This window comes from Deefgea piscis (assembly GCF_013284055.1).
Classification (GTDB): Bacteria; Pseudomonadota; Gammaproteobacteria; order Burkholderiales; family Chitinibacteraceae; genus Deefgea; species Deefgea piscis.
This window is the reverse complement of record NZ_CP054143.1, coordinates 1,181,672-1,204,633: the sequence shown is the minus strand read 5'-3', so window position 1 is coordinate 1,204,633 and position 22,962 is coordinate 1,181,672. Positions and strand designations below refer to the sequence as shown.

20 protein-coding genes and 1 pseudogene are annotated in these 22,962 nt (G+C 43.3%); 12 read left to right on the top strand and 9 right to left on the bottom strand.

Annotated features, from left to right (window positions below; all coding sequences use genetic code 11):
* Positions 1-5: 5 nt before the first annotated feature.
* A complete protein-coding gene (locus HQN60_RS05840) occupies positions 6-491 on the bottom strand; it encodes a biotin/lipoyl-containing protein (protein WP_173532777.1) in 486 nt (161 codons plus the stop codon).
* 736 nt (positions 492-1,227) lie between these two features.
* On the opposite strand from HQN60_RS05840, the gene HQN60_RS05835 reads away from it, so the two are divergent.
* The 3 genes from HQN60_RS05835 (at position 1,228) to HQN60_RS05825 (ending at position 3,682) form a co-directional block, all read left to right on the top strand.
* A complete protein-coding gene (locus HQN60_RS05835; RefSeq protein ID WP_173532776.1) occupies positions 1,228-2,418 on the top strand; it encodes an acetate/propionate family kinase in 1,191 nt (396 codons plus the stop codon).
* Positions 2,419-2,562: 144 nt separating this feature from the next.
* Positions 2,563-3,297 (top strand): BPSS1780 family membrane protein, encoded by a 735-nt coding sequence (locus HQN60_RS05830; protein ID WP_173532775.1) that lies wholly within the window; start codon positions 2,563-2,565, stop codon positions 3,295-3,297.
* Entirely contained in the window at positions 3,281-3,682 is a 402-nt protein-coding gene (locus tag HQN60_RS05825) for a diacylglycerol kinase (protein WP_173532774.1), read from the top strand. Before HQN60_RS05830 ends, HQN60_RS05825 begins: the two co-directional genes overlap by 17 nt.
* Before the next feature lie 30 nt (positions 3,683-3,712).
* Here the strand turns inward: HQN60_RS05825 and HQN60_RS05820 are convergent, their stop codons facing one another.
* Genes HQN60_RS05820 through HQN60_RS05810 form a run of 3 tightly spaced genes read right to left on the bottom strand, consistent with a single transcriptional unit; the run spans position 3,713 to position 5,887 of the window.
* Positions 3,713-4,129 carry a DUF2721 domain-containing protein gene (locus tag HQN60_RS05820; RefSeq protein ID WP_247646443.1) on the bottom strand — a complete coding sequence of 139 codons (417 nt, stop codon included), beginning with the start codon at positions 4,127-4,129 and terminating at the stop codon, positions 3,713-3,715.
* Positions 4,119-4,889, bottom strand: a complete 771-nt coding sequence (locus HQN60_RS05815; RefSeq protein WP_173532773.1) for a LytR/AlgR family response regulator transcription factor — start codon at positions 4,887-4,889, stop codon at positions 4,119-4,121. Before HQN60_RS05815 ends, HQN60_RS05820 begins: the two co-directional genes overlap by 11 nt.
* Before the next feature lie 2 nt (positions 4,890-4,891).
* On the bottom strand, positions 4,892-5,887 hold the full coding sequence (locus tag HQN60_RS05810) for a sensor histidine kinase (RefSeq protein WP_173532772.1): 996 nt from the start codon (positions 5,885-5,887) through the stop codon (positions 4,892-4,894).
* Between the two features lie 57 nt (positions 5,888-5,944).
* Here HQN60_RS05810 and HQN60_RS05805 point away from each other — a divergent pair, with 57 nt between their 5' ends.
* Together HQN60_RS05805 and parE are read left to right on the top strand one after the other, a co-directional pair.
* The gene (locus HQN60_RS05805; protein ID WP_173532771.1) at positions 5,945-7,438 is read left to right on the top strand and encodes a YifB family Mg chelatase-like AAA ATPase; all 1,494 of its coding nucleotides are present in this window, start codon (positions 5,945-5,947) and stop codon (positions 7,436-7,438) included.
* A 294-nt stretch (positions 7,439-7,732) separates the two neighbouring features.
* The gene (parE, locus tag HQN60_RS05800; protein WP_173532770.1) at positions 7,733-9,706 is read left to right on the top strand and encodes a DNA topoisomerase IV subunit B; all 1,974 of its coding nucleotides are present in this window, start codon (positions 7,733-7,735) and stop codon (positions 9,704-9,706) included.
* A gap of 187 nt (positions 9,707-9,893) precedes the next feature.
* On the opposite strand, the gene HQN60_RS16445 is transcribed toward parE, so the two are convergent.
* Positions 9,894-10,145, bottom strand: a complete 252-nt coding sequence (locus HQN60_RS16445; RefSeq protein ID WP_247646742.1) for a CZB domain-containing protein — start codon at positions 10,143-10,145, stop codon at positions 9,894-9,896.
* A gap of 156 nt (positions 10,146-10,301) precedes the next feature.
* Positions 10,302-10,571: pseudogene (locus HQN60_RS16440) on the bottom strand (methyl-accepting chemotaxis protein); the annotation flags it as partial.
* A 621-nt stretch (positions 10,572-11,192) separates the two neighbouring features.
* Between HQN60_RS16440 and HQN60_RS05790 the strand changes: the two are divergent.
* From HQN60_RS05790 to HQN60_RS05775, 4 genes are all read left to right on the top strand, one after another.
* Positions 11,193-12,026 carry a transporter substrate-binding domain-containing protein gene (locus tag HQN60_RS05790; RefSeq protein ID WP_173532768.1) on the top strand — a complete coding sequence of 278 codons (834 nt, stop codon included), beginning with the start codon at positions 11,193-11,195 and terminating at the stop codon, positions 12,024-12,026.
* 157 nt (positions 12,027-12,183) lie between these two features.
* Positions 12,184-13,254 (top strand): SGNH/GDSL hydrolase family protein, encoded by a 1,071-nt coding sequence (locus HQN60_RS05785; protein ID WP_173532767.1) that lies wholly within the window; start codon positions 12,184-12,186, stop codon positions 13,252-13,254.
* A gap of 136 nt (positions 13,255-13,390) precedes the next feature.
* The gene (locus tag HQN60_RS05780) at positions 13,391-14,596 is read left to right on the top strand and encodes a branched-chain amino acid ABC transporter substrate-binding protein (RefSeq protein WP_173532766.1); all 1,206 of its coding nucleotides are present in this window, start codon (positions 13,391-13,393) and stop codon (positions 14,594-14,596) included.
* Positions 14,597-14,757: 161 nt separating this feature from the next.
* Positions 14,758-15,732 carry a M14 family metallopeptidase gene (locus HQN60_RS05775; protein WP_173532765.1) on the top strand — a complete coding sequence of 325 codons (975 nt, stop codon included), beginning with the start codon at positions 14,758-14,760 and terminating at the stop codon, positions 15,730-15,732.
* A 35-nt stretch (positions 15,733-15,767) separates the two neighbouring features.
* On the opposite strand, the gene HQN60_RS05770 is transcribed toward HQN60_RS05775, so the two are convergent.
* Complete coding sequence (locus HQN60_RS05770; RefSeq protein ID WP_173532764.1) at positions 15,768-18,308, bottom strand: bifunctional diguanylate cyclase/phosphodiesterase; 2,541 nt, start codon at positions 18,306-18,308, stop codon at positions 15,768-15,770.
* Between the two features lie 262 nt (positions 18,309-18,570).
* On the opposite strand from HQN60_RS05770, the gene parC reads away from it, so the two are divergent.
* From parC to HQN60_RS05755, 3 genes are all read left to right on the top strand, one after another.
* On the top strand, positions 18,571-20,862 hold the full coding sequence (gene parC / locus HQN60_RS05765) for a DNA topoisomerase IV subunit A (protein ID WP_373281558.1): 2,292 nt from the start codon (positions 18,571-18,573) through the stop codon (positions 20,860-20,862).
* Positions 20,863-21,414: a M15 family metallopeptidase gene (locus HQN60_RS05760; protein WP_254456683.1), complete on the top strand. Its 552-nt coding sequence runs from the start codon at positions 20,863-20,865 to the stop codon at positions 21,412-21,414.
* 117 nt (positions 21,415-21,531) lie between these two features.
* Positions 21,532-21,708, top strand: a complete 177-nt coding sequence (locus tag HQN60_RS05755) for a hypothetical protein (protein WP_173532763.1) — start codon at positions 21,532-21,534, stop codon at positions 21,706-21,708.
* A 43-nt stretch (positions 21,709-21,751) separates the two neighbouring features.
* Here HQN60_RS05755 and HQN60_RS05750 read toward each other — a convergent pair whose 3' ends face one another.
* Together HQN60_RS05750 and HQN60_RS05745 are read right to left on the bottom strand one after the other, a co-directional pair.
* Positions 21,752-22,252 (bottom strand): DUF1993 domain-containing protein, encoded by a 501-nt coding sequence (locus HQN60_RS05750; RefSeq protein WP_173532762.1) that lies wholly within the window; start codon positions 22,250-22,252, stop codon positions 21,752-21,754.
* Between the two features lie 59 nt (positions 22,253-22,311).
* Entirely contained in the window at positions 22,312-22,890 is a 579-nt protein-coding gene (locus HQN60_RS05745; RefSeq protein WP_173532761.1) for a chloramphenicol phosphotransferase CPT family protein, read from the bottom strand.
* Positions 22,891-22,962 lie beyond the last annotated feature (72 nt).

Genomic DNA, 22,962 nt, shown 5'->3' with positions numbered 1-22,962 from the left:
ACTAACTATGCTAATAATTTCCTCAACTGCTGTAATTTCAATAATTCATGCTTAACAAATAATTCAACTTCTTCATTACCGATATAACCAGTTATACAATTTGGATTTACTAAACTTAAATCAACACCTAATCGAGAAGCTAATTTTGCTGCAGAAGGTATTATCATTAATGAATTTTCAATATCAACTTCAGTTGAATCTTGACTACAGCGTTGATCTACCACATCTAAAAACCCAGTGGGCAATTCTTCAACTTCCATTGATAATAGTAAATCACCATTATTAATATCATCACCAATGTTAATAAATAAATAACTAATTTGACCATCTTCAATAGCATTAATATAAATATGATCATTGTTTTTATTTAAAGATATCAATAATTCATTTTTACTAACAAATTCACCTACTTTAATATTTATATTGCTTACTTTAAAAGTATCTGATAATTCAGGTGCACAAATAAGATGTGTAGTGTAATTAGTATTCATTTTTAACTATGACCTTCAAGACCTTGATATTAACCAAGTTATTATAATTTTCACGGTTTATAATGCTGTTAATTTTTGCTGTATGCAATTGGCATCGTTAAAAAATCAAGTAAAAACAAGATCAATATTAGAGGCTAACCACATACATTCTCTAGGTTAAAACTTTCATTACATGTAAATTTAGACGTGTTTGTAGTGCTAACACCTCATTAAATTGATGAATCAAGTTCTAACTTAATGATCAAAAAAAGACTGATTTTTTAAAAAAATATAATAAAATCAAATAGATGCAATTGATTTTAAGCCATGCCAACAATGATGTTATGCCACAATTTACTTTGCATAGCCTACAAGTGTTTGCCAAACTACACGTCATAATAAGTAAGTGACTGTAGTTCGTTGTAAATATAGCTTAAACCTTACATATTTTTAAAAGGACTACTTTAAGGAACGAAAAAACGTAAGCAAATCACAATGCAACTGTAGTTTTAGTTGTAAGAATTTATATGAACTATACATAAATCATACCATGATGCAATTTAATGCTTTTTGCATAGTTATGATTAAGTATTTTTTATTATTAAGACAAATTAAGACTAAATAGTATTTTAAAATATTAACTCTTTTTCATAGTGATAATTTTTTAAAATAAATTAATGCTGTATTGCCTTCTAGGTCTTGATTAGTAACATATGTAGATCAATACCCTTTGTTATTTTTAAATTTGGAGTAAAAAATGAGTGAATTAGTTTTAGTTATCAATGCCGGTTCTTCAAGTATTAAATTTTCATTATTTGAAACTAGCGCAGCTGATCCTATTGTCTTATTTAAAGGCCAAATGGAAGGTTTGTATGTAGAACCAAAATTCAGCGCAAAAGATGCCGCTGATAATAAAGTAGCCAATGAAACATTACCTAGTGATGCGCCAAAAAATCACGATTATGCTTTACGCTATATGCTCAACTGGTTGGAATCGCGTATTGAAGGACGTTCAATTGCAGTGATTGGCCATCGCGTAGTTCATGGCGGAACAACCTATTCAAAACCTGAACTTGTGACGCCTGAAGTAATTGCAGGTTTAGAAGCTTTGATTCCTTTGGCACCTTTGCATGAACCACATAACATCACACCAATTCGTGTTCTTGAAGAATTATTACCAAATGTGCCCCAAGTAACCTGCTTTGATACTGCATTTCATACTACGCAACCAGAATTGAACCAATTATTTGCACTACCGTATGAATTCTCGCAAAAAGAAGGCATTCGTCGTTATGGCTTCCATGGCTTATCGTATGAATATATTGCCAGCGTATTGCCAGAAATTGATACTCGTGCAGCAGAAGGTCGTACTGTCGTTGCTCACTTAGGTAATGGTTCTTCAATGGCTGGTTTACTTGGTGGTCGCTGCCAATTAACAACCATGGGCTTTACTGCATTAGATGGTTTGCCAATGGGTACTCGTTGTGGCCGTATTGATGCTGGTGTTGTATTGCATTTGATGAATCATTTAAAAATGGATGCAAAACAAATTGAAACCTTGTTGTACAAAGAATCAGGTCTACTTGGTTTGTCTGGTTTCTCTAGCGATATGCGTGATTTAGAAAATTCAGATTCACCGCGTGCAAAATTAGCAGTTGAGTATTTTGCTAGTAGTGTTGTTCGTGAAGCAGCTTCGTTAGCAGCAGCAATCGGTGGTATGGATGCTTTAGTATTTACTGCCGGTATTGGTGAAAATGATGCCAATACACGTAAAGCTGTTTGTCATCAATTGCGTTGGTTAGGCGTTGAGCTTGATGAAGCTGCAAATGCGGTACGTTCTAGTGAACCACGTCGCATTTCTTTGGCGGATAGTAAAATCGCAGTTTATGTGATTCCAACGAATGAAGAACTGATGATTGCTCGCCAAGCATTGGCGTGCATTGCATAAATTCATAGTGTTTTAATAAAAAAGCCGCTGATTTCAGCGGCTTTTTCATGTGCGCTTCATCTTTATCTGGCAAGATGCAAGCTTAAAAAAGATCTAATTTCAGTTACGATGTGGGTATAGACTTTTTTTAACCAGGTAATAAGTATGTTAGAACAAGATAATGTAATTGATGTAAGTATTGAGCCAAAAAAAATACCAGCCATACAAGGTTGGTATTGGATTGTGAGTGCATTTAAATTATTTAAACAAGCACCAACAATCTGGATAAGTATTTGTGGCGTTTTTGTTGTGCTATTTTTTGGTATTGCTTTCTTACCTATAATTGGTGGATTTATTTCTACTTTGCTTGGACCCGTTTTTTTAGGTGGTATTATGTGGTCGGCAAAAAAACAAGCAGCTGGAGATATACCACAATTAATTGATTTGTTTTCTGGATTTAAATTAAGATTCGTTGAATTATTGAAAGTTGGTGTTTTATATATGTTCGGCACCATATTTGTTATGGTATTGATGACTATGCTACTTGCAATATCATCTTTTTTTGGGTTTCTATCTGTTGATAAAAATATTCAAGTCATTGAGCAAATCGGTGTGATTTGGCCTTTGTTAATTGTTGTATTGTTTGCTTTTTTAATTGTTTATAGTGCTTATTTTTATGCGCCGACTTTAGTGATGCTTCAAGGAATGAAAGCTAATGAAGCAATGAAATTATCATTTTTAGCTTTTTGGCGTAATTGGCAACCAATTTTAATTATGTCTATTTTTGGTGGTGTTTTTTTGTTTTTAGCAATGCTACCAATGTTTTTAGGTTTGATTATCGCATTACCAGTAGCTTTATTAACAAGTTATATTTGCTATGTTGATGTATTTGAATCTTAACGGGAGAAAAAGAGTGAGCGAAAGCCCATTTAAAGGTAAAACAGGCGCAAAACGAGTTTTAAATGCATTAGGTTATTCAATTGATGGATTAAAAGCAGGTTGGATAAATGAAGCTGCTTTTCGCCAAGTCAGTTTGTTAGCGATTGTTGGTATTCCATTGTCTTTTTTTCTTGCTATGCCTGCTTGGGCTCATGCGATTATTGTCGCTAGCCATTTAGTTACTATGATTGTTGAATTATTAAATTCAGCAATTGAAGCTGCTGTAGATCATACTTCTTTAGCCAAGCATGATTTAGCAAAAAGGGCTAAGGATTTGGGTAGTGCAGCACAATTAGTTTGTTTATTTAATTTAGCTGCAATGTGGATTTTGGCTTTGTTAGCATAAAAAAAACGGGCCTTAGCCCGTTTTTTTTTGTTATTTTTTAGGATTTTTTATTTCATCTTCAATATCAGACAGTAAAATTTTTAATGCAGAATCTGATACCATAACTTCTTGTAAGCATAATATTAATGACCCTATCATTAATATTAAACTAGCAACAAATAATCCTTGTGCTAACTGATCTAAGTTGATTGCCATAAAAATCATTGAAATAATACACAATAATAGACTTGTAATTCCAAAGGCCTGCATATAACGAATAAGCCACACTCGTTTTCTTAGATTAGCTAACTGACGCAAAATATTAACATGCGGATTACTACGGTGATGATCATAAAGCTGGCGAATAATACTTGAAATAGCTAAAAATCGATTGGTGTACGCCAGCATTAACAAGGAAATAGCAGGAAATAATAATGAAGGGGTATTTATACTAAAATTATCCATCATGACCTTTTTTGAAATCTTTAATAATATGTTGTTGGCGACGACTTACAGGTAATCGCTCTGGCACATCACGTAATATAACGACCCAATGCGCCTCGCCCCCTGTTTGTACTTCGCGTTCGAATCCAGCAATATTATCGCGTGACACTAAGCAATTGCGATGTATTCGGACAAATTTTGATCCAAATTCATCTTCAAGCTTAGTTAACGAATCTTCAAGTAAGTATTCACGGTCGCGGGTGCGTAATGTGATGTATTTTTGTTCGGCTTTTAAAAAGCGAGCTTCACTCACTGGAATTAAATGAACTCGTCCGCGTTCAGTCACACTAAAATGACTACGAGCACCTTCAATAGTTTGATTGTTGCTTGGTATATGATGCTGCTGTCTTTGCTCTACGACTCGTTTTAATGCTGTAAGTAGACGATCTTGTCGAATTGGCTTAAGTAAGTAATCAACTGCACGCACATCAAATGCAGCAACGCCATAATCTTCAAATGCAGTCGCAAAAATAACAGCTGGTGGTTTTGCTAAATGCATTAGTTTTTTAGCCACCTCAATTCCACTCATTTGCGGCATTTGGATATCTAAAATCACCACATCAATGTCATGCTCTGCAATTTGCGGTAGCGCACTCATACCATTGGTTGCTGTGCCAATGACCTGATTTGGACATTCTTGTGCACAATCATTTAGCAGGTCCTGCAATCGGTTGAGTGCCGGTAGTTCGTCATCAACGAGAAAGAGTCGTAACGCAGTATTCATTGTTAAAGCTCCCGATAGGGCAGCATGATATGTATTTGATAATAGTCGTTTCCTGTGGTGATGCTGAGATTTGCTTCAGCATCATAATAAAGCAGTAAACGCTCGCGTACATTCTCTTGTGCCATGCCATTACCGCGTCGTAGCGGTGTACTATTTAAAAGAGGATTTCGAATGTTGATATGCACTTCCTCACGCACTCGAAATATATTCAATTGAATAATCCCAGGTTCGATATTTGGCTCAATACCATGATAAATTGCGTTTTCTAACAATGGTTGCAAAATCAATGGTGGGATCCGGGCTTTTTTAGGCATCTTGTCGATATGCCATTCAACTTGTAATCGATCACCTAAACGTACCTTTTCAATTTCAAGATAACCTTGCGCCAATTCGACTTCACGCGCCATTGTGGAAAGACCTGTCTCGGTACCCATTGCTACGCGAAAGAGTTCAGACAGGTTCTCAAGCAGCCGTTCTGCTAATTTTGGCTGACTTCGTATTAAAGATAGCACCGCATTCAAACTATTAAAGAAAAAATGCGGTCTTATTCTTGCTTGTAAGGCGACAAGTCTGGCCTCAGCCAAGCGCGGCGATAGGGCGCGAATCCAAAGCTGGTAATAATGTAGAAGCAAAAAAGTCACGCAGAGCGTAATAAACTCAAAGCGCCAAGGTACGACGCTATGATCAAGCGGGATTAAATTTTGAAATAGATTGGATATGCAAAACGCGACGCAGAAAACCCACAGCAATACACTCATCACTGCATTTTGGTAGTTCATTTTTTGTAGTGGTGCACTTACTACAGCTAGCCCTGCTAATGAAATAAGGAGCACGGGCTCAACCCACAAACTAATTTCAGTGAGTTTGTTTATCCATTCATTCCAGCGGTTAATACTAATAAATACATAAATCAAGACGCCTAAATGCACCAAGACTAGGGCGCGCAACACTACGCCTAAATTTCGGAAATTAGGCATTAAAATCGTTGATTGTTCCATTAAATCTGATTTTCCTGCTTACACTGTATAAATTAGCATAGCATTTGTGAATCTATCATGTCGCTTGCCGTTTTGTATTCTCGAGCATTAGATGGCTTATCTGCGCAGTCAGTTACTGTTGAGGTTCATTTGGCTAATGGCTTACCTGCATTTAATTTGGTGGGCTTGGCTGATACTGAAGTTCGTGAATCTCGAGAACGAGTTCGAGCGGCTTTGCAAGTCGTTGGTTTTGAATTTCCTAATCGCCGAATTACCGTAAATTTAGCGCCAGCCGATTTACCCAAAGGGGCAGGGCATTATGATTTAGCAATTGCGGTTGGCATATTAGCTGCGAGCGGGCAATTGCCCTGTGAGCATTTAGCGGATTATGAATTTGCCGGTGAATTAGGTTTAACTGGTCAATTACGCTCGGTGCGCGGTGGCTTGGCATTGGCCATGGCGGCGCGTGATGCGCAGCGAACATTGATTATTAGTGCCAGTAGTAGTAATGAAGCCGCATTAATTCAAAATGCAACGATATTGTCTGCTGCGCATTTACTTGAAGTTTGCCACCATCTGAGTGGTACTCAATCTTTGGTTACAGCTTTAGCGCCAACGGATAGAGAAAGCCCAATTTATCCTGATTTAGCTGATGTGAAAGGGCAGTCTGCCGCTCGGCGTGGTCTTGAGGTGGCCGCTGCTGGCAATCACTCATTATTGCTGATTGGCCCACCAGGGACGGGTAAATCAATGCTGGCACAGCGGCTACCGGGTTTATTACCGCCATTATTAGAATGTGAAGCGCTAGAGGCGGCCGCAATACAATCTTTAGGACAAAATGGGCTTGATTTGCGCAGTGTTGGCCAGCGGCCCTTTCGTAGCCCGCATCATACGGCGTCCAGCGTTGCTTTAGTCGGTGGTGGCAGTATTCCGCAACCCGGAGAGATCTCACTGGCGCATCACGGAGTTCTTTTTTTAGATGAGCTACCCGAATTCGATCGAAAAGTTTTAGAGGTTTTGCGAGAGCCGCTTGAGAGCGGAAAAATTCATATTTCACGCGCAGCACGGCAAGCTGAATTTCCGGCGCGATTTCAGCTGGTGGCGGCGATGAATCCCTGTCCTTGTGGATATTTAGGACACCTGAAGAAAGCATGTCGTTGCACGCCAGAACAAGTGCTGCGCTATCGAGGTCGCATTTCTGGGCCATTACTTGATCGTATTGATATGGTGGTCGAAGTACCGGCGATTCCTGATACGGTGTTATTGGCTAAAGGGCAAAGTGAAGGCAGTCTATTAGTGCGTGAACGAGTTTGTGCCGCACGTGCGCGGCAGTTAGCACGGCAAGGCCATAATAATTCGACTTTACTTGGCGCGGCAATGGAGACACATTGCCAAACGGATGCAGCAGGTTTGGCAATGTTGCAAAATGCGATTCAAAAATTAGCCTGGTCGGCGCGGGCTTATCACCGAGTATTGCGCGTAGCCCGAACGATTGCTGATTTAGCCGATAGTGAGACGATTTTAACGCCGCATCTGGCTGAAGCAATCCAATATCGTCGGGGTATTGAGTGAAGGTATTACTCTATAAGCTTTATTAATAATGTTGTTTATAGATATACCCAAGTTTATTCTGTTCTATACATCGATAGTGTTTCATCAAATATTGTTAAGCAGTATCAAGCAAATTGAGTGCGTCAAATCGACACCTTCATTGTGATGAGCCGAATCTAAAATAGACTTTCAATGTTTAAGATTGGTGCTGAGCTTGAGTATGCCAGCGTGGCTTTGGGGATTTGAAACGATGTCGTTGAGGACATTCTCTGCTAGACTTCCCTCCAATCATTTTTACCGGTTTCACGTGAAACAATGGCAGCTCCTAAATACGACGAATCTTCCGTTAAGGTTTTAAAAGGCCTTGATCCAGTCCGCCACCGTCCTGGCATGTATACCCGCACTGATAACCCCTTGCATATCTGCCAAGAGGTGATTGATAACGCTGCCGATGAAGCGCTTGGTGGTTATGCCACGCAAATCGACGTAGTTTTGTATCGCAATCAATCAATGCGCGTGGCTGATAATGGCCGGGGTATTCCGGTTGGTTTACATCCTGAAGAGGGCGTACCAACGGTGCAAGTGGTATTTACTCAGCTGCATGCCGGCGGTAAATTTGATAAAAAAGACGGCGGTGCTTATGCCTTCTCGGGTGGCTTACATGGCGTTGGTGTTTCTGTTACCAATGCTTTGTCGACACGATTAGAAGTTGAAGTTCGCCGTGAAGGACAAATTAATCGATTAGTTTTTTCTGGTGGTGAAGTCATCGAGCCATTACTCGTTGCGGGTAGCTGCTTAAAAAAAGACACGGGCACTCGGGTTTTTGTTGAACCGGATGCTAAATATTTTGATAGCCCAACCATTCCAGTTGCCGATCTTGAACATTTATTAAAATCCAAAGCCGTGCTCTTACCTGGGCTGATCGTAACGCTCAATATTGAGCAAGCCAATGGTGAATTACTGGAAAAACGCTGGTGTTATCCTGATGGATTACTGGGTTATTTAAATGAACAAGTTGCCGGTTATACCCAACTGATTCCCATTTTGCAGGGTGAAAAATACATCGAAGGTGAAGATGAAATTTTCTCCCGCGGGGAAGGTTGTGCTTGGGCGCTCACATGGACTGAAGACGGTAGCGTGAATCGCGAATCGTATGTGAATTTGATTCCAACGCCAGCCGGCGGCACGCATGAATCTGGTTTGCGCGATGGGGTGTTTCAGGTCGTAAAAACCTTTATCGATTTTCATAACTTGTTGCCCAAAGGCGTGAAGTTACTGCCGGAAGATTTATTTAGTCGCTGCTCATTTGTATTAAGCGCCAAAGTGCTCGACCCGCAGTTCCAAGGTCAAACCAAAGATAAACTCACTAGTCGCGATGGCCTGAAATTGGTTTCTGCCATGGTGCGCTCGCCATTTGAGTTATGGCTGAACGAACACGTTGATTTGGGTAAAAAACTCGCCGAACTGGCCATTCGCGCCGCGCAATCGCGGCAAAAAAACGCGCAAAAAGTCGAAAAGAAAAAATCCTCTGGCGTAGCAGTTTTACCAGGTAAATTGACCGATTGTGCATCGGATGAAACCGAGCGCTGCGAATTATTCCTGGTCGAAGGGGATTCGGCGGGCGGCTCGGCTAAAATGGGCCGTGATAAAGATTTTCAAGCCATTTTGCCGCTGCGCGGTAAAGTGCTTAATACTTGGGAAGTCGATAAAGACCAAATTTTCGGCAATAACGAAGTGCACGATATGGCCGTCGCCATCGGCGTTGATCCGCATACGCTCGATAGTGCGGCGGATTTAAGTGGTCTGCGCTACGGCAAAGTGATCATCATGTCTGATGCGGACGTGGATGGATCGCACATTCAAGTATTGCTGCTGACGCTGTTTTATCGCCATTTCCCACGGTTGGTTGCCAACGGCCATATTTATGTTGCGCAGCCACCGCTGTACCGCGTTGACGTGGGGGGCAGTGGTAAAAACAAACCGCCACGCAAGTTTTATGCGCTCGACGAAGGTGAATTGACCGCGATTCTCGATAAGCTCAAAGGCGAAAAACTACGTGAATCAGCTTGGAATATTTCACGTTTCAAAGGCTTGGGTGAAATGAATGCCGAGCAATTGTTCGATACGACGATGAATCCCGATACACGTCGCGTGATGCGGGTATCAATTCATGCTGATGTGGCTGCCAACACGCGTGATGTCATGAATATGTTGATGAGTAAATCTGAGGCGTCTAGCCGCCGTGCTTGGCTCGAAGCACGCGGGAATGAGGTTGAGGCGGATTTATAATAGCGTATTAAGCTGTAAGCCTTTATGTGATTAGCTTATGGCGATATACCACGTAAAAAACCCGCAAGCTGCGGGTTTTTTTATGCTTGAGTTATTCGCACTAGAAGCCTAGTTATCATTAAATTGTGCAGAACATACCGCGCGTACCATAGCATGGCAAAAACATTCATCAAGATGTTAGATCGGCTTAATCTATCAACTTATCTAAAATATGGATCATTTTTAAACTGGTATTTTCCATCCGATTGAGTGCTTCAATCACTTGTGATTTTTGCCCAGCTTGCCATGCGCTAAAGGCTTGGCTACCAATTTGATGAATTTCATTATGTGGCACTTCTAATTCGCGATAGGCCGGATGATTGCCCGCCTGTGCTTTGCCTTCACCTTCGTAATACCAGCGACCAAAACGGCATTGATGCGGATCATTGATATTTGGCATGGCAGCGCCACCGGCAACGCTTTCGTAAACTTTAAATTTAAATGCAATATGATCGAGTTTACTCACTTCAACAAACGTATTGAGTCTATTTTTACTCACCAGCGTTTCCATCTCGGCGGAAATTTTAATCAATAAACTCATTTCATCCGCCGCATTGCTGCCCATAGCACTAAATTGGGCCGTTTGCTCGGCGAGAGTGTTCATTGTGGATTTAACCGATTGGGTTTCAGTACGAATATCGCCGACTAATTGACTAATTTCTTTGGTTGCCGATCCGGTTCGTTCTGCAAGTTTACGTACTTCATCGGCAACGACTGCAAAACCCCGACCTTGTTCGCCGGCACGGGCGGCTTCAATGGCCGCATTGAGTGCTAATAGATTGGTTTGATCGGCAATTTCTTTGATCATTTGCACGATGCCGCTAATTTGATCAGATTGCTGGTTAAGTTTATCGACGTCACTCACTGATTGTACTGCGGTGCTGGATAGTTGATTTAAGCTATTTGCAATCGTATTAATTGCTTGGTTATTGTCTTGGGCCACGCGAGATAATTCAGCGGCGCAGCGTAATTCTTCGTGCATTTTATCGGTCAGATGGCCGATTGAGTGCGCACTTAATTTGAGCGACTCACCAAATAAATCCATAGTCTTGAATAAGGACTGATAGTATTTTCCATCGCCATTATCTTGCACTTGTAAACTGGAGATAAATTGCTGATCACCGTTTAGCTTTGAATTTTCTTTTTTTAGCTGTGCATTCTCGGCGTGCAATTGATGTATTTGTTCGTTTAAGTCGGCAATGTATTTTTTATCAGTAAAGAACATTTTAGTCTCCACAATGTTTAAGTTACTGAGTATAGCGAATAATATTGCTAGGACGCTTTTGTGGTGATGACAACGTGGTAAATAGCGACGCTTTGAGGTTCGATGTGATTGTGATTTTGTTTAATAAATAAATTTAATAATAAACAAGCGGGGAAACTACTGATTCGATTCAAATCCGCTCTCCGTATGATTTGCGACTTACAGAGCAATGGATGAATCATCATGAAAAAATGGATTGTGATTGCTGTTGCAATCATCGCTGCGCCGGTGTTGTATTTTTCGCTGTTACACAAAAAAACAGCAACGTCGACAACGCAGATCGCTAGTGCAGCGGCCGAATCGCAACCACTTTTACGTATTGCCCTAGAGGGTAAATATCCACCATTCGAGTATTTAGATAAAAATCAGCAATTAGTTGGTTTTAATATTGATTTGGCCAATGCGCTGTGTAAAGAAATGGCGGTTAAGTGCAGTATTGAGCGCTATGAATGGGATGATTTAATTCCTGCAGTGCAGGCTAAAAAAGCCGATGCGATTATTGCCACGATGTCGATTACTGATGAGCGTGAAAAATTAGTTCAGTTTACACAGCCTTATGCACGGGTTCCTGCGGCGTATTTGGCCAAAAATAATCGTCAATTTATCTTCCCAGTGATGACACCCGAACGTTTAGCAGGACAAACCATTGGCGTGGTTATCAATACAACTTTTTCTGATTATTTGGCGGCTGAATTTGATAATAGCAAAGTGAAATTAAAGCATTATCCTGATGCCGATGCCTTATTGCTGGCGATGAATAAAAATGAAGTCGATTTAGTGTTTGGTGATAGTGCCGTGTTTGGTGAGTTCTTACGTGATCCACTCCATGCAAAAGATTATAATTATGTGGGTAATATCATTAAGGGCGATCCTCGCTTAGGTCGAGGCGAAGCAATTGCTTTGGCCAAAGATGATCACGAAATGGCGGCAAAATTTAATAAAGCTTTAGATCAACTTATTAAATCGGGTCAATATCAAGAAATGCAGTTTAAGTATTTTACTTTCCAGATTTTATAAAATAAAACAGCCCCAATTTTTGGGGCTTTTTTATGCTTGTTTATATACCAAGTATCGATTTCGCTAATGTTTGATTTGGACAAATCATTGATTCGTTTTGAACACAGCCAAATTGCCAACTAAGCCGTAAACTCTATTTTTATTTCAGGTATTCATCATGAAATACATTGGGATTTTGGCATTATTGTTTTCGGTGCTCAATACAGCGCTCGCTGCAGAGCCAATTTTGGCGAGTGGACGTTGGGTGCACAACAATGGCAGTTATCAAGCAACATGGCCCGGTGGGGTGTTATCGGCTCAATTTACTGGGCAGCGCATTGGGATTGCGTTAAATGATGAGCGTAGTTATTACGCCGTCGAAGTTGATGGCCAATTCCTGCTAAATATCGCGCCAGCAGCAGGTAAACGAGTGATTTGGCTAAAAAATTTAACGGCAGCTCGGCATCGAATTGATTTAATACGCCGGAATGAAACCCCGGATTATATTGGCCAGGTGGATGGTTTTGTTTTAGCGGAGGGTGGGCAATGGTTGCCGGCTCCAGCGGCGAAGAAGCGCAAAATTGAATTTATTGGTGATTCTTTTACCGCAGCTTTGGCGGGTTTATCCACACAGCGTGAATGTAAAGACGCTGATTTGGCGGAAAATACCGATATTCGCCAAGGTTTTGCAGTCAATGTGGCACGCGAATTAGATGCCGAATGGCAAATTAATGCGATGTCGGGAATGGGTTTGGTGCGAAATTGGAATGGTCATTTACCAGATCGAGATTTTCGAACGTTTTATCCACGGACAATTCAAAGCGATGCGACTTCTGTGGTTACGACGACAGATTGGCAGCCACAAATGGTGGTTATTGCCTTGGGTTTAAATGATTTTTCCACGCCAGTTAATTCAACTGAAAAACGCAATGCTGAACAATTGGCTGCTGATTATCAATCGGCGTATCAAGCTTTAATCACTGAAATAAATGCAAAATATCAACAGCCACAGATTGTGTTGATGTCGTATAAGGTTTGGCCAGATGATCAATTACGCGTCCAAGTGCCAGCGGTTGTGGCGGCGGCCAAGGCGGCTGGGCTCAAAAATGTGCATTATTTAGCCGTCAATCCCTTGCAGCTAACGGCATGTCAGTGGCATCCAAATTTACAAGATCATCAACAAATTGCGCAGCAACTCTTAGTGAAAATTCGAGAAATCAAACCGTTATGGTTTACTGCGACTCAATAAATTGATTTGAACTGACGGCAAGCTACAGGAATACCCTAGTATTCCTCTGTGGCATGCTACTGCATGATGCGTTGAGCCTTACAATTATTGGTATTAATACCGATCCATCTTTTTCTCTGTTTTGGAATGTCCTGAAATGAATATCACTTCTTATAGTTTGATTGCTGCGGCCGTGATGGGTTTGGCTGCGTGTGGTAAACAAGCACCTGTTGGCAGCGAAGCGGCAAGCACGCCGACGGCGGCGGCGGAAGAGCCAAGCCAGTCGGTGATTAAAATTGGGCATTCAGCGGCTTTAACTGGCCCAGCTGCGCATTTTGGTAAAGACAATGAAAACGGCGTGAAGCTGGCGATTGATGAAATCAATGCGGCCGGTGGGGTGGATATTGGCGGCAAAAAAATGAAATTAGAAATGATTTCAGAAGACGACCAAGGTGACCCGAAAACAGCGACCACTGTGGCGCAGCGCTTTGTGGATGCCAATGTGGCAGGTGTTATTGGCCATATGAATTCAGGAACGACGATTCCAGCGTCTAAAATTTATTCTGATGCGGGAATTGCACAAATTTCACCATCGGCCACGGCGGTGAATTACACCAACCAAGGTTTTAAAACGGCATTTCGCGTAATGGCCAATGATGCACAGCAAGGTAAAGTACTGGGCCAATATGCTGTGAGTAAATTAGGCGCGAAAAAAGTTGCCATCATTGATGATCGCACTGCATATGGCCAAGGTTTGGCAGATGAATTTGAAATTGCCGCAAAAGCCGCTGGTGCGCAAATTGTTAAGCGTGAATTTAGTAATAACCAAGAAACTGATTTTAATGCGGTATTAACCAGTATTAAAGGCAGTAAACCAGATTTGATTTTTTACGGCGGCATGGATGCACAAGCCGCGCCAATGAAAAAACAAGCTAAAAAGCTGGGTTTGAATGTCATCATCATGGGTGGCGATGGTGCACAAACACCGGAATTTATTAAACTAGCCGGTGTGGATGCAGATGGTATGTATGCTACAAGCCCAGGCACACCTAAAGATCAGTTGGCTGGCGGCAAGGCATTCTTAGAAAAATTCAAAGCTAAGTTTGGCAATGAAGTGCAACTGTATTCGCCTTATTGCTACGATTCGGTGAATATGATGGTGAAAGCGATGCAAGAAGCAGGCTCCGCTGATCCAGCAAAATATCTACCAAAATTGGCCACGATGAAATATGAAGGGGTTACCGGACCGATTTCGTTTGATGCCAAAGGTGATATTAATAATGGCGCGATTACGGTTTACACCGTTAAAAACGGTAAATGGGAAATTCTAGAAGTCATTGGTGGCGCGGCAGCGGCCAAATAAGCCACTGACAGCGATAAAAATCAGGCGCCTGCGGGCGCCTTTTTTTATGTTTGGATTATTTTGATTTTTTTACTGCGGTTTTTATCGCCATACCAGCACGCTTGCGACGCGGTGTTGCGATGGTATAGTTGAATGATTGAGTCATTTTAAGGCGTATCCTCATGGCAAAAGTGAGCACTGTAAATCAGCCTATTTATCCAATCGGTACATTGGGTATAGCTTGGCAAGCAAAAGAAAAAGCTGATTGGCTGGCGATACAGCAAAGAAAACGCAATTACTGGGATGAAGTGGTTAGCCCATTAACGGCCTTATTGTTAGATCGAGATTCACCACTGGCTGATTGGGCCGAGTTGGTGGAATATGCGGTGTTGGATTATCAGCCTCAGGGTTTGGCACAGTATCCAGTGTTTGCTGTACGTAGCCGTGATTGGCAAGCGCATCGGCCAACAGTCTTAGTTACTGGTGGGGTACATGGTTATGAAACCAGTGGGGTGCAGGGGGCTTTGCAATTTATTGCCCAAAAATTAAGCCATTATCATGCTGCGGTTAATGTATTAATTTTGCCGTGCATTAGCCCTTGGGCTTATGAAACGATTAATCGTTGGAATCCGCTGGCCATTGATCCTAATCGTGCTTTTGTCGAGCATAGTCCAGCAGCAGAATCTGCCGCTGCGATGGCGTTTATTCGTGAACAAGCCAAACAGGTGACGTTGCATATCGATTTGCATGAAACAACCGATACTGATAACTCAGAGTTTGGCCCGGCTAAAGCTGCCCGGGATGGTGTCGCTTTTGAATATCACGATATTCCTGATGGCTTTTATTTGGTTGGCGATAGCGAAAATCCCCAGCCGGAGTTTCAACAGGCTTTAATCTCAGCGGTTTGCCAAGTAACACATATTGCCGCTGCCGATGCCGCGGGCTGCATTATTGGTGAGCCATTACAGCAATTGGGCGTGATCAATTACGCCAAAAAAGCCTTAGGTCTTTGTGGTGGCATGACTGATGCGATGTATGTGACGACCACCGAGGTGTATCCCGATAGCGCCAATGCCACAGCTGAGCAATGTAATCGAGCCCAAGTGGCGACCATCTGTGCCGCGATTGATTATGTTTTGCAGCATGGAAATAAATAGCCATTAAAACAAATGGGTATATTAATCCAATCCTTTTAAATCAAAGTATTGGACAATATACCTTTATTTTTTTGCTGGTCTTTTTGTTGAATGATATCGTCAGACCATGCTGCTAATGGCGCTGGTCGCCCAAAGAAATAACCCTGAACCCGCTGGCAACCTAGCTCGCGTAGCCGGTTGGCTTGGGCTTCAGTTTCTACGCCTTCACCAACTAAAATCACTTTAAAACCGGCCGCCATACTGATAATGGCCGAGACAATCGCTTCGTCTTGAATGTTTTCGAGCATTCTGGCGATAAAGGATTGATCGATTTTAAGGTAGTCAAAATCAAATTGATGCAAATACGCTAGCGATGAATAGCCGGTACCAAAGTCATCAATCGCAATGCCAACACCAAGCGCACGAACGCGGCGAATTAATTTGGCGACCACTTCGCTTTGGGTGACTAAACAAGATTCAGTGATTTCTAGCGTGAGGTTGTGCGCCGGCAAACCCGTGGTTTGTAAAATAAACAGCAGTTGTTCATAAAAATCTGACTGAATTAATTGCCGCACCGAGACATTCACATGCACATCAAAATCAGCCCGCCAGCCGGCTTTAAGTTGATTGGCAATTTGCTGGCAAGATTCTCGCAATACCCAATTACCAATTTGTAAAATTAATCCTGAATCTTCTGCTGCTGGGATAAATACGCCAGGGGAAATCATCCCGCGTGGGCTTTCCCAACGAATCAGCGCTTCTGCGCCGATGGTTTCGCCATTTTGTAAATCGATCACTGGCTGGAAAAACACGCGGAACTCTTGCCGTTCCAGCGCCAGTTTAAGCTCTGAAGTCAGCCGTGTTTTGGCGATGGATTGCTCAATCATTTGCGCTTCAAACAGCGTATAAGAGCCAAAGCCTTTGGCTTTGGCCTTACCGAGCGCCACGCTGGCATTACGTAGCCAATCGGTTAAATCACTGCGTTTAAAGCGTTCATACACGGCACCAATGGATGCGGTGACGACGATTTCATCAGCCGATTGCTCGGCTTGAAAAGCTTCTGAAAAATAGGCTAGATAACGTAGCGTGGTATAGGTCGCGTCTTCTGGGCTACTGATTTCTGGCAACAAAATGGTAAATTCAGCGCCTGCGGTGCGAGCAAGTAGGGCATTGGGCGGCAGATGCTCTAGGAGTCGCACTGAAATCGATTGCAATAATGCATCACCTAGCTCATGGCCTACGCTGTCGTTGATGGCGCGATAGCCATCCAAACCGATCAGCAGCATCAATTGCGACTGGCTTGGGGTATACGCCCAATCATTGATGGCAACAGCAAGGCCATTGCGATTCATGAGCCCAGTCATTGAGTCAAAACGGATCTGTTGATTCAGCTGCTCAAAAGACAAGGCTAGCTTGCTTGCCATCTCATTAAAGGTTTTGGTGAGTAGGGCGGTTTCTTTAAGCTGAATGCCTGAGCTAGGAATCGCTTGCCAATCGGCATGCCCGAGTTTTTCGGCGGCCAAAGTGGTGGAAATAATGGGCCGAGTAATACGCCCTAATACCCCCCATGCCAACATGGCTACCGCCAGCCCAATTAATAAAATGACCAGTACGGTATTGCGTTGATTTTGTTTTAGATTGCCAATCAGGTCTTTTTCAGGGATTAAAATAATAATTCGCCAATCAATGCCGGGCTGATTATTCAGTGAAATCGATTGAAAATAAACGCGCTCGCCTTGTACTTGAAAGTGAGTGCGCAAATTGGGCCCTTGATTGAGTAGGGCACTGGCGGCACGGATTTGGGCTTGCTCACTGTCTTTGGCGAAAGTGCGCTGCGCTGGGGCTTGTGGGTCTGGATTGGCAGTCATTACGCTACGCGGAGAGGAGTGCGTAACTAAGCGTTGTTGTTGGTCAACGATAAAGATCGCGCCATGACCGGGTAGGGCTTGTTCAAGTAGAAATTGATTAAAATGATCGATATTAATATCGCTCATTAATACCCCGATGAGCTGATTGGCTTGGTTATACACCGGGCTGGAATACGACAAGGTGGCCGATTGTTCTCGATTGTATGTGGCGTAGACATCAGACCAGCTGGCTTGACCGCTATGGATCGCTGCTTGATACCAAGGCCGCTCTCTAGGGTCGAAGCCAGGGATGGTTTGACTATCGGCACTGATTTCGGTGTGTGGGTATAACTGAAGTTGGTCTTGAGTTCTTTGGTCTTTCAGTAGCAGGCGAGTGATTTGTTGATCTCGCATTAGAGCGATAAATTGTCCGCTAACGCTACCAAAACCAATTAGGCTAAGTGCCGGCTTATTACCCAGCACTTGGGTATAGGTATTTATAAAGGGTTGATTCAGCGCGCTTAAATCAGTTTCGGCACTGATGGTTTTAATTTCAGATAAATTATTGAGAATTTGATTATTTAAAATTGGCGCCGTTAAAAAATCCAATAATTGATGCCGCACTTCAGTGGCCTGTGCGGTCATGATTTTTTCAGCTAAGTTTTCAATGGCCTTATTTTGGTTTTGAAATTGCAGCCAACTACTAAGCAATAGCGCCAAAATGAGTAAGGCGGCAAAAGTAAAACTCACGGCAAATCGTAGTGATATCTTGGTTTGCAATTCGTGCTCGAGCGAATAAAAATGGGCCTTGCACACTATAACAGTATTCTTACATATACCCTGAGTTCAATATATCTTTTGTTGTTTGTCGTTAGCGCTTTGAACCTAGCCATGCAGGCGGATAGAATACGAGGCTAGATTCACTTTGGCCTGATCCATGTCTGATGATTTACTCGACCCCGTAGAAATGCCTACGCCCTTGAAACCCAATCAAGGTGGCGCCGCGCGTTTTATTGCTACTCAAGCTTCTGCTGTACCTGATGATGGTGAATCAGTACAGCTAGGACTGTATGCCGAAAAAAGCTATCTTGAATACGCCATGAGCGTGGTGAAAAGCCGCGCCTTGCCGCAAATTGAAGATGGCCAAAAACCCGTGCAGCGGCGGATTTTATACGCGATGCACGAGCTGGGTTTAATGGCGACGGCCAAACCGATGAAATCGGCGCGGATTGTGGGTGATGTGTTGGGTAAATATCATCCTCACGGCGACCAATCGGCGTATGACGCATTGGTGCGTATTGCCCAAGATTTCTCGCTGCGCTATCCCTTGATTGATGGTCATGGCAATTTTGGTTCACGCGACGGTGACGGCGCTGCGGCTTATCGTTATACCGAGGCGCGTTTAACGCCAGTGGCGGATCTACTGCTCGGTGAGCTGGATAAAGGCACCACCGATTTCACGCCAAATTATGATGGCGCTTTTCAAGAGCCGGTTTTATTGCCGGCGCGATTGCCGATGTTGTTACTGAATGGCGCATCGGGCATTGCAGTGGGGATGGCCACTGAAATGCCATCGCATAATTTAGGCGAAGTGGCCGACGCGAGTATTGCGCTGATTCGTAATCCTAAATTATCCACTGCTGAGTTACTGACGTATCTCCAAGGCCCCGATTTACCGGGTGGCGGGCAGATTATTTCTTCGCATAAAGACATCGCCAGCGCGTATGAAAATGGCCGTGGCAGTTTGAAAGTCCGTGCTCGATGGGAAAAAGAAGATCTGGCGCGTGGGCAATGGCAAATGGTGGTGACTGAATTACCACAAGGTACGTCGAGCCAAAAAGTATTAGAAGAAATCGAAGAGCTGACTAATCCCAAAGTCAAAAAAGGCAAAAAAGCGCTCAGCCAAGATCAAGTGCAAACCAAGCAATTGATTTTGAGTGTGCTCGATCGTGTTCGCGATGAGTCAGGAAAAGACAAATCAGTTCGCTTGGTATTCGAGCCAAAATCATCGCGGCAAAGCTCGGATGATTTGATGAATTTGCTGCTAGCGCATACCAGCTTAGAAAGTAGCTTATCGATCAATATCGTTACCATTGGCCGGGATGGTCGACCAGGGCAAAAAACGCTACGTGATTTAATTGCCGAGTGGATTGATTTTCGCTTTGTGACGGTAACGCGTCGTTGCCAGCATCGTTTGGGCCAAGTGGATGATCGCATCCATATTTTGGAAGGGCGCTTGCTGGTCCTGCTCAATATTGATGAAGTAATTCGCATTATCCGCCATTCGGACGAGCCCAAATCAGCGTTGATGGCGGCGTTTAATTTGTCGGGGCGCCAAGCTGAAGACATCCTTGAGATTCGCTTGCGCCAATTGGCGCGACTGGAAGGGATTAAGATTGAGCAAGAATTGTCTGCGCTGCGGGCGGAAAAAACCGAGCTAGAAAACTTGTTGGCTAATCCGGCCGCAATGCAAAAACAAATTATCAAAGAAATCGAAGCCGACAAAAAGAAATACGCCGATCCACGTCGCACTTTAATTGAGCATGCCGAACGCGCGGTTGCTGAAGTGGCCGTAGTGGATGAGCCGGTAACGATTATCTTGTCAGAAAAAGGCTGGTTACGTGCTCGCCAAGGGCATGGCCTTGATTTGCAAAGCCTGAGCTTTAAAGATGGTGACAGCCAATTGGCAGCGATTGAATGTCGCACGATTGATCAGATTGCACTGTTTGGCAGCGATGGCCGGGTGTATTCGATTCAAGCCTCGGTGGTGCCGGGCGGGCGTGGTGATGGGGTGCCAGTCACCACTTTGGTTGATTTAGTGGCTAAAACGCGGATTACCCAAATGCTGGCGGCTAAATTAGGCGATTGGGTGGTGTTGGCTAACTCTAGTGGCTATGGCTTTAGCTGTTTGTTTGATAATTTACTCAGTCGACAAAAAGCCGGTAAAGCATTTTTGACCTTGGAAGAGAGCGAGACGCTGCTGCGGGTGTCGACTTTTGTTCCACGTGAAACATCTCTAGTCGCTTGCTTATCTACAGCAGGTAAATTGCACTTATTTGCCTATAGCGAATTTAAGCAGCTCACTGGCGGTGGTCGTGGTGTGATTACTATGGCACTCGATGCAAAAGATCAACTCAATGCCATTACCATTTGCGACGGTTTAACGTTAACCATTAATTACACTGGGCGTGCTGGTAAAGCACAAGAGTGGATTTTAAATGAGAACGAAATGGCGCCGTATATTGGTAAGCGCGCCAAAAAAGGCAAGCCGATTAGCACTGCATTTAAACTGCCTGGATTTTAAATGAAAGCACATCCATCAGGTATGACGCCAGAGTTAGCCATCGCTTGGGCAGAGCTGGGCATACCTTTTGAATTATTGCAAAGCCGTCATTTGACCTTGTTTACCGAAGCCTCAGAATTAATCGATGTGGCAGTGAGTGACGATGGACGAATCTGGCAATTGATTCCTGCGGCAGCTGCCGCATGGGAGAGAATGCAGCGGGCGGCTTGGCAAGATGGTGTTGATTTACAAATTGCCTCCGCTTATCGAGCTAGCACGCGGCAAGTGGAGTTAATCCAAAGAAAGTTGACTGCTGGCGTGCTGATCGACGATGTTTTGCAGGTGCTCGCACCACCGGGGTGTAGTGAGCATCATACCGGTAGGGCGGTGGATATTTTTACGCCGGGTGGCCCTGTGGTGACAGAAGAATTTGAAAATACGCCGGCATTTACTTGGTTAAATTCGCACGCAGCTGAGTTTGGTTTTAGTTTGTCTTTTCCACGCGACAATCGTTATGGCTATGTGTATGAGCCTTGGCATTGGTGTTGGGAGGAGAAAAATACAACTAAGTGATGCAGTGCAGCATTTTACTGACCAGTGGTAGTTCAGTTTTGCTCAATCTCAACGATATTAAAGCTAAGAGCAATAGATCAACGGCCTCTTGCCGTCGCGCTCAAAGTGATGAAGATCATGACTTACGCTATTCACCCCGTTTGGAGCACGACACAACAGCCACAATTGCTGCGCTACGGTTTATATAAAATCGGCGCAGACGGTGAGCAAGAAATTGCTCAAGCGGGCTGTCTTGAATCGATCGAAGCACTGCGCCAGCAATTACTACAGTTAGCATTGCTAGAAAATGCATAAAAAAACAGCACGGCTAGCCGTGCTGTTTTTTTGTGGGCGATGTTTAAACTTGACCCATATAGTCTTGTTTGCCAATGTCGACGCCATTGCTGCGTAAAATGGCATAAGCGGTGGTCAGGTGGAAATAAAAATTCGGCTGCACAAACGAGAGCAAATAAAAATCGGCGCTCATTGGATGATCAGGCAAAAAAGACAAGGTAATCGTTTTGCCGGCGGCGTCTTTAAAATCGTGTTCTGATAACGATTCAATAAATTCTTGAGTGGCAACAATCCGCCGTTGCAAGTCGGCAAATGTTTTTTCATCATCTTCATGTACCGGAGCGGTAACACCAGAAAGGCGAGCAACGCAGTATTTGGCGTTATCACACACGATTTGCACTTGCTTGGTTAGATTAAACATATCAGGTGCAAGGCGTAGGCCAAGCATGGTTTCGTCACTGATTTTTTTATGTGCTGCAAATTCTGCGGCCTTGTCCAAGAGATGAGCGAGTTGGTTGAGTGCACGATTGTAAACAGGCACGGTGAGCTGGTAGTAGTCGAACATGGCACTTCCTTACGTTGGTAAAATGGAAAGACTGAGTTGACCCTTACTATAATCGTGCTTTAGTTCAGCATATTCAAGTGCTCTAGCGTTTCGATTGCTCCTGTCCATGCACCATGCTTAAGTATGTCGCTACATAGCTTTTCAGCTGCTGCTTGTGGCGACATACTCGTCGTATCAATATTTAAATCGTATTGCATATCTTGATGAACGCGCTCACTTTGCCACGCGACCAAGCCAATCGCCCGATCTTTACGCGCTTGCTCGCGCGCCATTGCGACCTCTGAATTACAGTAAACGCCAACTAACGCCACCGAATAACCTGCTAGTTCGGTGAGCAACTCGCGCTTCTCGCCACGCTCACACCAAGCATGGTCCACTAATAGTCGGCAACCTGCTTGCAGCAAGGCTGGTAAGCAATAATGATAGCCGCGAACTAAACTCGGCCAATCATAGCCGGGCCGAGTTATTTCAATTCCAGCTTGCATCTGTTGCAAATCGCTAGCGGGCAGAGAATAGAGCACACTATCGATACTAAAATTGAGATATTGCTGTGGCAGCATTTCTTGTAATAATTTGGCGACAGCCGTTTTACCAGAGCTGCTACTGCCATTTAAAACAATGACTTGGGGAAGTGGCATAAATAATCCAAGGAGCGGTATAAAAATGCACCAGCGAGATGGGGATTCGATTTTAGCTGGACACGTTTATAC